This is a genomic window from Pseudomonas sp. zfem003 (genome assembly GCF_032621675.1).
Taxonomy (GTDB): domain Bacteria; phylum Pseudomonadota; class Gammaproteobacteria; order Pseudomonadales; family Pseudomonadaceae; genus Metapseudomonas; species Metapseudomonas otitidis.
In genome coordinates this window covers 1-10,820 of record NZ_JAVYJG010000015.1, presented here as the reverse complement: position 1 = coordinate 10,820, position 10,820 = coordinate 1, and the positions used below count along the sequence as shown (strand labels likewise).

Annotated in this window: 9 protein-coding genes; 7 read left to right on the top strand and 2 right to left on the bottom strand. The window is 67.9% G+C overall.

The annotated features are described in order from the left end of the window. The first annotated feature begins 404 nt into the window (after positions 1–404). The 7 genes from RTK35_RS29160 to RTK35_RS29130 all read left to right on the top strand — a co-directional run bounded on the left by RTK35_RS29160 (position 405) and on the right by RTK35_RS29130 (position 8,490). On the top strand, positions 405–1,382 hold the full coding sequence (locus tag RTK35_RS29160; protein WP_279803032.1) for a dipeptidase: 978 nt from the start codon (positions 405–407) through the stop codon (positions 1,380–1,382). Positions 1,383–1,522: 140 nt separating this feature from the next. Continuing rightward, a complete protein-coding gene (locus RTK35_RS29155) occupies positions 1,523–2,053 on the top strand; it encodes a DUF5943 domain-containing protein (RefSeq protein WP_074967296.1) in 531 nt (176 codons plus the stop codon). Positions 2,054–2,068: 15 nt separating this feature from the next. Then, a complete protein-coding gene (dgcA, locus tag RTK35_RS29150) occupies positions 2,069–4,129 on the top strand; it encodes a dimethylglycine demethylation protein DgcA (RefSeq protein WP_044409207.1) in 2,061 nt (686 codons plus the stop codon). 92 nt (positions 4,130–4,221) lie between these two features. Continuing rightward, complete coding sequence (gene dgcB / locus RTK35_RS29145; protein ID WP_316909616.1) at positions 4,222–6,180, top strand: dimethylglycine demethylation protein DgcB; 1,959 nt, start codon at positions 4,222–4,224, stop codon at positions 6,178–6,180. 37 nt (positions 6,181–6,217) lie between these two features. Continuing rightward, positions 6,218–7,450, top strand: a complete 1,233-nt coding sequence (locus tag RTK35_RS29140; protein ID WP_316909615.1) for an electron transfer flavoprotein subunit alpha/FixB family protein — start codon at positions 6,218–6,220, stop codon at positions 7,448–7,450. After that, the gene (locus tag RTK35_RS29135; protein WP_044409216.1) at positions 7,440–8,219 is read left to right on the top strand and encodes an electron transfer flavoprotein subunit beta; all 780 of its coding nucleotides are present in this window, start codon (positions 7,440–7,442) and stop codon (positions 8,217–8,219) included. Before RTK35_RS29140 ends, RTK35_RS29135 begins: the two co-directional genes overlap by 11 nt. Positions 8,220–8,244: 25 nt before the next feature. After that, positions 8,245–8,490 carry a hypothetical protein gene (locus RTK35_RS29130; protein ID WP_044409219.1) on the top strand — a complete coding sequence of 82 codons (246 nt, stop codon included), beginning with the start codon at positions 8,245–8,247 and terminating at the stop codon, positions 8,488–8,490. Positions 8,491–9,214: 724 nt separating this feature from the next. Here RTK35_RS29130 and RTK35_RS29125 read toward each other — a convergent pair. After that, the gene (locus RTK35_RS29125; protein ID WP_044409222.1) at positions 9,215–10,309 is read right to left on the bottom strand and encodes a GlxA family transcriptional regulator; all 1,095 of its coding nucleotides are present in this window, start codon (positions 10,307–10,309) and stop codon (positions 9,215–9,217) included. Positions 10,310–10,727: 418 nt separating this feature from the next. Next, positions 10,728–10,820, bottom strand: a 93-nt coding sequence (locus RTK35_RS29120; RefSeq protein WP_316909640.1) for a hypothetical protein, incomplete at its 5' end; no start/stop codon positions are given.

Here is a 10,820-nt window from a genome sequence, read left to right as displayed (position 1 = left end):
GTTTCGGCTGCGGCAGCGCCGACCGCCACGGTACGCGGGCCGGTTGCCACCCTGTTGCCGGGACCGCACGTCTTCGCGCACGGGTCCGGGGCATTACGCGAGCTTGCCATCCCTGCGCCTGGGAAATTGCACCTCAGCGACCCTGTGCATGCTGAAACCGACGCCGGGCGACTTGCCGCCACCTTCTTATATAGATGCCCCGCAGCCCCATCGGCGGATGCCGGACGCACGGCCCGCCACGAGTCGCCGCGTCGCCGAACCCCGCATGCCTATCCGCGACCGGCTTGACGCTTTCGGCAATACCCCGGTCGCTTTTGCGCGATAGCGCCCAAAGCCCCGGGGATATGCTCCCTTCAAAGCGCCGGCAACCGATTCGGCGCGCCCGACACCAAGGGGACAGCCTGATGAGCCCAGCCGAACTGCACGCCGACAGCATCGTCATCGATGGCCTGATCATCGCCAAGTGGAACCGCGAACTCTTCGAAGACATGCGCAAGGGCGGCCTGACCGCTGCCAACTGCACCGTCTCCGTGTGGGAAGGCTTCCAGGCCACGGTGAACAACATCGTCGCCAGCAACAACCTGATCCGCGAGAACAGCGACCTGGTCATCCCGGTGCGCACCACCGCCGACATCCGCAAGGCCAAGGAACAGGGCAAGACCGGCATCCTCTACGGCTTCCAGAACGCCCATGCGTTCGAGGACCAGATCGGCTACGTGGAGGTGTTCAAGCAGCTCGGCGTGGGCATCGTGCAGATGTGCTACAACACCCAGAACCTCGTGGGCACCGGCTGCTACGAGCGCGACGGCGGCCTCTCCGGCTTCGGTCGCGAGATCGTCGCCGAGATGAACCGCGTCGGCATCATGTGCGACCTCTCCCACGTCGGCTCCAAGACCTCCGAGGAAGTCATCCTCGAATCGAAGAAGCCCGTCTGCTACTCCCACTGCCTGCCGTCCGGCCTGAAGCAACACCCGCGCAACAAGTCCGATGAAGAGCTGAAGTTCATCGCCGACCACGGCGGCTTCGTCGGCGTGACCATGTTCGCGCCGTTCCTGGCCAAGGGCATCGACTCCACCATCGACGACTACGCCGAAGCCATTGAGTACGTGATGAACATCGTCGGCGAGGACGCCATCGGCATCGGCACCGACTTCACCCAGGGCCACGGCCAGGACTTCTTCGAGTACCTGACCCACGACAAGGGCTACGCCCGCCGCCTGACCAACTTCGGGAAGATCGTGAACCCCCTGGGCATCCGCACCGTGGGCGAGTTCCCCAACCTGACCGAGACCCTGCTCAAGCGCGGCCACAGCGAACGCGTGGTGCGCAAGATCATGGGCGAGAACTGGGTGAATGTCCTGAAGGACGTCTGGGGCGAATGACGCCAGCCGGAACCGAACACGAATCGTAGGGTGGATGACGCTCTTTTCATCCACCACCCCACCGCGCGGTGGCTCATCTCTGCGGCGGATGACTGAAGCGCCATCCGCCCGATACCTGACCTGAATTCGGAGTTATCCACATGGCCAAACACGCCCCTGAACTGCCCATCGAAGTCGACAGCGAGACCGGCGTCTGGACCACCGACGCGCTGCCGATGCTCTATGTGCCGCGCCACTTCTTCGTCAACAACCACATGGGCATCGAGGCCGAGCTGGGCCCGGAGCGCTACGCCGAGATCCTCTACAAGGCCGGCTACAAGTCCGCCTGGCACTGGTGCGAGAAGGAGGCCGAATGCCACGGCCTGGAAGGCGTGGCGGTGTTCGAGCACTACATGAAGCGCCTGTCCCAGCGCGGCTGGGGCCTGTTCCAGATCCAGGACATCGACCTCGACAAGGGCACCGCCAGCGTCAAGCTCAAGCACTCCGCCTTCGTCTACGTCTACGGCAAGGTCGGCCGCAAGGTGGACTACATGTTCACCGGCTGGTTCGCCGGCGCCATGGACCAGATCCTCGCCGCCCGTGGCAGCAGCCTTCGTACCGTCGCCGAGCAGGTCTACAGCGGCTCGGAAGAAGGCCACGACGACGGCCTGTTCACCGTCAAACCCCTGTAAGCCGGAGCACGCACCATGGCCTTCGAAGCAATGTTCCAGCCGATCCAGATCGGCAAGCTGACCATCCGCAACCGCGTGCTTTCCACCGCTCACGCCGAGGTGATCGCCACCGACGGCGGCATGACCACCGAGCGCTACATCCGCTACTACGAGGAGAAGGCCAAGGGCGGCATCGGCCTGGCCATCTGCGGCGGCTCGTCGGTGGTCTCCACCGACAGCCCGCAGCAGTGGTGGAGCTCGGTGAACCTGTCCACCGACCGCATCATCCCGCACTTCCAGAACCTCGCCGACGCCATGCACAAGCACGGCGCCAAGATCATGATCCAGATAACCCACATGGGCCGGCGCTCGCGCTGGGACGGCTACAACTGGCCGACCCTGATGTCCCCGTCGGGCATCCGCGAGCCCGTGCACCGGGCCACCTGCAAGACCATCGAGGTGGAAGAGATCTGGCGCGTCATCGGTGACTTCGCCCAGGCCGCGCGCCGCGCCAAGGCCGGCGGGCTGGATGGCGTCGAACTGTCCGCCGTGCACCAGCACATGATCGACCAGTTCTGGAGCCCCCGCGTCAACAAGCGCACCGACGAATGGGGCGGCACCTTCGAAGGCCGCATGAAGTTCGGCCTGGAAGTGCTCAAGGCCGTGCGCGAGGAAGTCGGCCCCGACTTCTGCGTCGGCCTGCGCATCTCCGGTGACGAGTTCCACCCCGACGGCCTGTCCCACGAGGACATGAAGCAGATCGCCAAGTACTACAGCGACACCGGCATGCTGGACTTCATCGGCGTGGTCGGCTCCGGCGCCGACACCCACAACACCCTGGCCAACGTCATCCCCAACATGAGCTTCCCGCCGGAGCCCTTCCTGCACCTGGCGGCCGGCATCAAGGAAGTGGTCAACGTCCCGGTGCTGCATGCGCAGAACATCAAGGACCCGAACCAGGCCACCCGCATCCTCGAAGGCGGCTACGTGGACATGGTCGGCATGACCCGCGCCCACATCGCCGACCCGCACCTGATCGCCAAGATCAAGATGGGCCAGGTGGACCAGATCAAGCAGTGCGTCGGCGCCAACTACTGCATCGACCGCCAGTACCAGGGCCTGGACGTGCTGTGCATCCAGAACGCCGCCACCACCCGCGAGTACATGGGCGTTCCGCACATCATCGAGAAGACCACCGGCAAGAAGCGCAAGGTGGTCATCGTCGGCGGCGGCCCCGCCGGCATGGAAGCGGCCCGCGTGGCGGCCGAGCGCGGCCACGACGTGACCCTGTTCGAGAAGAAGGACCAGCTCGGCGGCCAGATCACCCTCGCCGCCAAGGCCCCGCAGCGCGACCAGATCGCCGGCATCACCCGCTGGTACCAGCTGGAGATCGCCCGCCTCGGCGTCGACCTGCGCCTGGGCACCGCCGCTGATCCGGCCACCATCCTCGACCTCAAGCCCGACATCGTGGTTCTGGCCAACGGCGGCCACCCCTTCATCGAGCAGAACGAGCACTGGGGTGCGGCCGACGGCCTGGTGGTGAGCGCCTGGGACATCCTCGAAGGCAAGGTGGAGCCCGGCAAGAACGTGCTGGTCTACGACACCATCTGCGAGTTCGGCGGCATGTCCGCGGCGGACTACCTGTCCGAGAAGGGCGCCCAGGTGGAGATCGTCACCGACGACACCAAGCCCGGCGTCGCCATGGGTGGCACCACCTTCCCGACCTACTACCGCAGCCTGTACCCGAAGGAAGTGATCATGACCGGCGACCTGGTGCTGGAGAAGGTCTACCGCGAGGGCGACAAGGTGGTGGCCGTGCTGGAGAACGAGTACACCGGCGCCCGCGAGGAGCGCGTGGTGGACCAGATCGTCATCGAGAACGGCGTACGCCCGGACGAGACGCTGTACTACGCACTCAAGCAAGGCTCGCGCAACAAGGGCCAGATCGACGTCGACGCCCTGTTCGCCATCCAGCCGCAGCCCTGCCTCAGCGAGCCCGGTGACGGTTACCTGCTGTTCCGCATCGGAGACTGTGGCGCCCCCCGCAACGTGCACGCGGCGATCTACGACGCCCTGCGCCTGTGCAAGGACTTCTGACGCCGCCAGGTAGACGCGGGATGGGGTGAGCGACGCGAAACCCCTCCCGCGCATCCTCCCCGCGTTCACCCGGTCCCGTAGGGAGACCAGCAATGCTGAACACGATTCTTCCCCTCCTGCTCTTCACCGCCCTCGGCCTGGCCGTGCTCGGCGCCGCGAAGCGCTTCCTCATGTGGCGCCGGGGCCGCCCGTCGCAGGTCGACTGGCTCGGCGGGCTGATGAAGATGCCGCGCCGCTACCTGGTGGACCTGCACCACGTGGTCGAGCGCGACAAGTACATGTCCAAGACCCACGTCGCCACCGCCGGTGGCTTCGTCCTGGCGGCGCTGCTGGCGATCCTGGTGCATGGCTTCGGCCTGCACAGCCGCATCCTCGGCTTCGCCCTGCTGGCGGCCACGGCGCTGATGTTCGTCGGCGCCCTGTTCGTCGCCAAGCGCCGGCGCAACCCGCCGGCGCGGCTGTCCAAGGGCCCGTGGATGCGCCTGCCGAAGAGCCTGCTGATGTTCTCCGCGAGCTTCTTCATCGCTACCCTGCCGGTGGCCGGCATCCTCCCGGCCGGCTTCGGCGGCTGGTTCCTCGCGGCCCTCCTCGCCGTGGGCGTGGCCTGGGGCGTGTCCGAGCTGTTCTTCGGCATGACCTGGGGCGGGCCGATGAAGCACGCCTTCGCCGGGGCCCTGCACCTGGCCTGGCACCGCCGCGCCGAACGCTTCGGTGGCGGCCGCTCCACCGGCCTCAAGGCCCTGGACCTGACCGACCCGAGCGCCCCGCTGGGCGTGGAGAAACCCACCGACTTCACCTGGAACCAGTTGCTCGGTTTCGACGCCTGCGTGCAGTGCGGCAAGTGCGAAGCCATGTGCCCGGCCTTCGCCGCCGGCCAGCCGTTGAACCCGAAGAAGCTGATCCAGGACATGGTCATCGGCCTGGCCGGCGGCAACGACGCCTCCTTCGCCGGCAGCCCTTACCCCGGCAAGGCCCTGGGTGAGCACAGCGGCGGCCCGCACCAGCCCATCGTGTCCCTGGAAGGCAAGGCCCTGGTGGATGCCGATACGCTGTGGTCCTGCACCACCTGCCGCGCCTGCGTCGAGGAGTGCCCGATGATGATCGAGCACGTCGACGCCATCGTCGACATGCGCCGCCACCTGACCCTGGAGAAGGGCGCCACCCCGAACAAGGGCGCCGAGGTGCTGGAAAACCTCATCGCCACCGACAACCCCGGCGGCTTCGCCCCCGGCGGCCGGCTGAACTGGGCGGCCGACCTGAACCTGCCGCTGATGAGCGACAAGCAACAGGCCGACGTGCTGTTCTGGGTCGGCGACGGTGCCTTCGACATGCGCAACCAGCGCACCCTGCGCGCCTTCGTGAAAGTGCTCAGGGCCGCCAACGTCGACTTCGCCGTGCTCGGCCTGGAAGAGCGCGACAGCGGCGACGTGGCCCGGCGCCTGGGTGACGAAGCCACCTTCCAGACCCTCGCCAGGCGCAACATCGCCACCCTGGCCAAGTACCGCTTCAAGCGCATCGTCAGCTGCGACCCCCACAGCTTCCACGTGCTGAAGAACGAGTACGGCGCCCTCGGCGGTCACTACGACGTCCTGCACCACACCACCTTCATCGACGAACTGGTGCGCGGCGGCGCGCTGAACCTCGGCCAGAGCAAGGCCGGCAGCGTGACCTACCACGACCCCTGCTACCTCGGCCGCTACAACGGCGAGTACGAAGCGCCCCGCGCCGTGCTCAAGGCCATCGGCATCGAGGTGAAGGAAATGGAACGCTCCGGCTTCCGCTCCCGCTGCTGTGGCGGCGGTGGTGGCGCACCGATCACCGACATCCCGGGCAAGCAGCGGATTCCCGACATGCGCATGGTGGACATCAAGGAAACCGGCGCCGAACTGGTGGCCGTCGGTTGCCCGCAGTGCACCGCGATGCTCGAAGGCGTGGTCGCCCCGCGCCCGGAGATCAAGGACATCGCCGAACTGGTGGCCGACGTGCTCATCGAGGCCCCCGCCGAGGTGAAGAAACCGGCCGCCGCCAAAGCGTCCATGGAGGTGGCGTGATGCCCATCCACCGCCTCCCCCGCCTGGAGACCCGAGCATGAGCGACATCATCCGCCGCGACCCACGCGCCGAGTGGATCGCCCGCAACCGCCTGCATCCGCTGCACGGCCTGCTGCAGACCCAAGGCCAGGCCAGCTGGATGGGCCCCAACGGCGTGCTGCGCAAGAACCCCCATGTGGCCGCCGCCGGCTTCATCGGCCCCAACGGCGTCAAGCGCATCGACCGCAGCGGCACCCAGCAGGGCACCACCGGCAAGCGCAGCAGCGCGCCCGAGGTGGTGCAACTGCCGCTGTTGGTCATCGAACAACCGGCCTTCCACATCTGCGTGGTGCCCGACATGGTCGGCGGCCGCCTCTCCAGCCACGACAAGGACCTGCTCGGCCTGGCCCGCAAGCTGGCCGGCAGTGACGGCGCCGTGGTGGCCGTGGTGTTCGGCGAGGACAAGGAAAGCGCCTTCGACACCGCTGGCGTCGACCGCCTGCTGCGCATCCCCGGTGAAGCCTTCGACGGCTACTCGCCGGAAGCGCGGGTGCTGGCCCTGAGCGCCGTGGAAAGCCAGCTGGCGCCGCGCCACTGGCTACTGCCCGACAGCCGCACCGGTGGCGGCGAGCTGGGCCGGCGCCTGGCCGCCAAGCTCGGCGAGCGCCCCGCCACCCGCGTCTGGCAGGTGGCCGACCAGCAGGCCACGGGCCGTGCCGGTGCCGGCCGTGAAGACCTGGTACGGCGCCTGCCACGCCTGGTGCTGGCCGCCGCCGAATGCGCCGAGCCGGTCAGCGAGACCCGCCACGAGGCCCGCGCTCTGGAACTCACCCACGCCATCGCCCACAGCCTGCCGCGCATCGAAGACCTCGGCCCGGTGGCCGTGGACCCGGCGCAGATCCCCATGGCCGAAGCGGAGTTCATCCTCTCCGGCGGCAACGGCGTGAAGGACTGGGACCTGTTCCACCAGGCCGCCCGCGAGCTGGGCGCCACCGAAGGCGCCTCCCGCGTGGCGGTGGACGACGGCCACATGCCGCGCAACCGCCAGGTCGGCGCCACCGGCACCTGGGTCACCGCGCGGGTCTACCTCGCGGTGGGCATCTCCGGGGCCATCCAGCACCTGCAAGGCATCGGCGCCTGCGACAAGGTGGTGGCGGTGAACATGGACCCGGGCTGCGACATGATCAAACGCGCCGATCTCTCGGTGATCGGCGACTCCGGCGCCATCCTCGCCGCGCTCATCGAGCGGGTACGGCAATACCGTCAGGGAGGGGCACGCGATGCCGCATGACGCACTGAAGATCGTCAGCCTCGTCTCCGTCGGCGCCCACCCCACGTCCGGCCGTCCGCGCCGCGCCGACCAGGATGCCCGCGCGGTGGAGCTGGGCCTGCGCCTGGCCGGCCCGCAGCTGCGGGTGGTGCACGCCGGCGATCCCCGGGAAGACGCCCTGCGCAGCTACCTGGGCATGGGCCTGACCGAGCTGGTGGTGCTGGAGCAGGGCCCGCGTGACGACGCCCTGCCGGCCCTCGGCGATTTCATCCAGCACAGCGGCGCGCAGCTGGTGCTCACCGGCAGCCAGGCGGAAACCGGCGAAGGCTCGGGCATGCTGCCCTACCTGCTGGCCGAACGCCTCGGCTGGCCGCTGGTGGTGGGCCTGGCCGAGGTGGAGAAGGTGGACAACGGCGTCGCCCAGGTGCTGCAAGCCCTGCCCCGTGGCCAGCGGCGCCGGCTGAAGGTTCGCCTGCCGTTCCTCGCCAGCGTCGACAACGCCGCCCCGGCCGCACGGCAGAGCGCCTACGGCCCGGCGCGTCGCGGACAGCTAAGTGCCGAAGACGTGGACGTGGTAGAAGACGAGCTGTTCGCCGACAGCCAGCTGCAACCCGCCCGCCCGCGCCCCAAGCGCCTCAAGGTGATCAAGGCCAAGACCGGTGCCGAGCGGATGAAGGCGGCGACGGCCAAGGCCTCCGGTGGGGGCGGCCAGGTCCTCAAGGACCTTTCGCCGGAAGCGGGTGCCGAGGCTATCTTCAAACTGCTGCAGGAAGAGGGCGTGCTGCGCTGACGCAGCACCAGGAGGAGACACCGACATGATGCATGCCGATCTGATCGACCAGGATGACTTCCGCGACCGGCTGGTTGCACTGGGCCTCAGCATTCCGCCGGGGGTGAGCGCCGAACAGGCGTGCGAACACGCCGTCAGCGGCCTCAGCCCGGAGCGCGCCACCGCCCTGCGGCGCCTGGTGGAGGAACTGCTGGGCGGCAACGCCACCCTGCTGCCCCAAGTGCGCGAAGCCATCTCCCGCACCCTGCTCCCGGCCCTGGTGCCGCGCTGATTCCTCGTAACGACAAAGGGCGCCGCTGGCGCCCTTTTTCATGCCCACGCAAAACCGTCGCCCGCCGACACGAAACATCCCCTGGCACCGATGGGCTTCGCACAGCTCAGCCCATCCTACGTCCGCCTCCGCCCCCATCGCACGCGACCGCTCCCAAAGGTCGGCACCTGTGGGAGCGGTTTCAACCGCGAAAGCCCCCGCACCCAAGCCCCAGGCAAAACCGCGTAGCCCGGACTTCAGTCCGGGAATGGGCAGGGTGCCCCGGGGAGGAGCCTTCGCGAGCAGAGCTCACTCCTACGGGCGGGTATCAGCCGGGGAGTTTCCCGGGCTGAAGCCCGGGCTACGGGGACGCTCTGGGAACGGCTGAGGACGCACCCTGGCGCCGATGGGCTTCGCACAGCTCAGCCCATCCTACGTCCGCCTCCGCCCCCCCCCCATCGCATGCGACGTAGGATGCGGTGAGCTCGGCGAACCGCATCGAATCCAGCAGTTCCCGCAAGCCGGCACCAGTCCCGTGGGAGCGGTTTCAACCGCGAAAGGCACCCGCACCAAAACCCAAGCAAAACCATGTAGCCCGGACTTCAGTCCGGGAATGGGCAAGGGAAGAACCTCCGCGAGCAGAGCACGCTCCTACGGGCAGGCGTCAGCAGGGGAGTTTCCCGGGCTGAAGCCCGGGCTACAGGGACGTTTTGGGGAACGGGGCCGCTGGGCGGCCCCGGGTGGGTTACAGGCGGACGCTGGCGAAGGTGGATTCGCTCTGCGCGCGGCTGAGGGCGACGCCGGCGGTAGAGGGGCGGCGCAGGTCTTCGGGCAGCGGCACCAGGGCGACGACGTTGGCGTTCTGGCCCGCGCGCTCGTCGCGCGGCGGGATGCCGAAGTACTCGCGGTAGCACTTGGAGAAGTGCGGGGTGGAGACGAAGCCGCACACCGAGGCCACTTCGATGATCGACATGGCGGTCTGCTTCAGCAGCTGGCGCGCGCGGATCAGGCGCAGCTTGAGGTAGTAGCGCGACGGCGAGCAGTGCAGGTACTTCTGGAACAGGCGCTCCAGCTGGCGACGGGAAACGTCGACGTAGCAGGCCAGTTCGTCCAGGTCGATGGGCTCTTCGAGGTTGGCCTCCATCAGCGCGACGATTTCCTGCAGCTTCGGCTGGTTGGTGCCGAGCATGTGCTTGAGGGGCACGCGCTGGTGGTCCTGCTCGTTGCGGATGCGCTCGTAGATGAACATCTCGGAGATCGCTGCTGCCAGCTCGCGGCCATGCTCGCGGCCGATGAGGTGCAGCATCATGTCCATCGGCGCGGTGCCGCCGGAGGAGGTGTTGCGGTTGCGGTCGATGGAGAACAGGCGGGTGGTCACGGCAGCGCGGGGGAAGGCTTCCTGCATGGCCGCCAGGCATTCCCAGTGCACGCTGCAGTCGAACCCGTCCAGCAGACCGGCCTTGGCCAGCGCCCAGCTGCCGGTGCACACGGCGCCCAGCTGGCGGCCCTGGCGGGACTGCACCTGCAGCCAGTGCAGGTGCTCGCGGGTCACGCTGTGCTGGATGTCCACCCCGCCGCAGACGATCACCGCATCCAGCGCCGGCGCATTCTCCAGGCCGGCGTCGGGGGTGATCTGCAGGCCGTCGCTGGCGCTGACCGGCTTGCCGTCCTGGCTGAGGGTGTACCAGCGGTACAGCTCCTTGCCGGAAAGCTGGTTGGCCATGCGCAGCGGTTCCACCGCCGAGGCCAGGGAGATCAGGGTGAAGTTGTCCAGCAGCAGGAAGCCGATGGTTTGGGGGACGCGATTCTGAGGCTGGGAGCCGGTGGTGGACTGTGACATCTGCGAAACCCTCACGCTAAACACGCATTGAGCCCCTATTGCGAGGCCCTCTTTCTTATTGGTGGTTCTGGTACGCGCTGACCCAGACGGTTGCCCTTTCTACAAGGCAAAGGCCATGCCTGGATTGATCAGCTGTTCAATAAAAATGCGTCGATTCATCCAAACCCCATGCCAGCGGGGCTAGGCGAGAGCGACAGAAACATTCTGATAGCGACCGCCAGGCCGCGTGGTTCCTGGCGTCTGGGGTGTTCGGTAGCACCGGACGGGAGGGCCGCTGTCACCCCGCTACATCCGGGAATGTGGGCCGTAACAGACGAACGGCGCGTGATGTGACCGATTGGTCAGGAGGTCTTTTAATCCGCTCCGGGCGCGACGCACCAAAAGGCGGCGGCGCGCCCGGGCCGGGGGCACGGGCGGGTCAGCACTCGATGGCGCTGACGGCCAGGCCGCCGCGGGAGGTTTCCTTGTACTTGTCGTGCATGTCGGCCCCGGTGTCGCGCATGGTGCGGAT

What these genes read in the sequence shown, in the direction of transcription:
- RTK35_RS29160 (WP_279803032.1), top strand. Translation starts at nt 405, where the DNA reads ATGAGCCCAGCCGAACTGCACGCCGACAGCATCGTCATCGATGGCCTG.
- RTK35_RS29155 (WP_074967296.1), top strand. Translation starts at nt 1,523, where the DNA reads ATGGCCAAACACGCCCCTGAACTGCCCATCGAAGTCGACAGCGAGACC.
- dgcA (WP_044409207.1), top strand. Translation starts at nt 2,069, where the DNA reads ATGGCCTTCGAAGCAATGTTCCAGCCGATCCAGATCGGCAAGCTGACC.
- dgcB (WP_316909616.1), top strand. Translation starts at nt 4,222, where the DNA reads ATGCTGAACACGATTCTTCCCCTCCTGCTCTTCACCGCCCTCGGCCTG.
- RTK35_RS29140 (WP_316909615.1), top strand. Translation starts at nt 6,218, where the DNA reads ATGAGCGACATCATCCGCCGCGACCCACGCGCCGAGTGGATCGCCCGC.
- RTK35_RS29135 (WP_044409216.1), top strand. Translation starts at nt 7,440, where the DNA reads ATGCCGCATGACGCACTGAAGATCGTCAGCCTCGTCTCCGTCGGCGCC.
- RTK35_RS29130 (WP_044409219.1), top strand. Translation starts at nt 8,245, where the DNA reads ATGATGCATGCCGATCTGATCGACCAGGATGACTTCCGCGACCGGCTG.
- RTK35_RS29125 (WP_044409222.1), bottom strand. Translation starts at nt 10,309, where the DNA reads ATGTCACAGTCCACCACCGGCTCCCAGCCTCAGAATCGCGTCCCCCAA.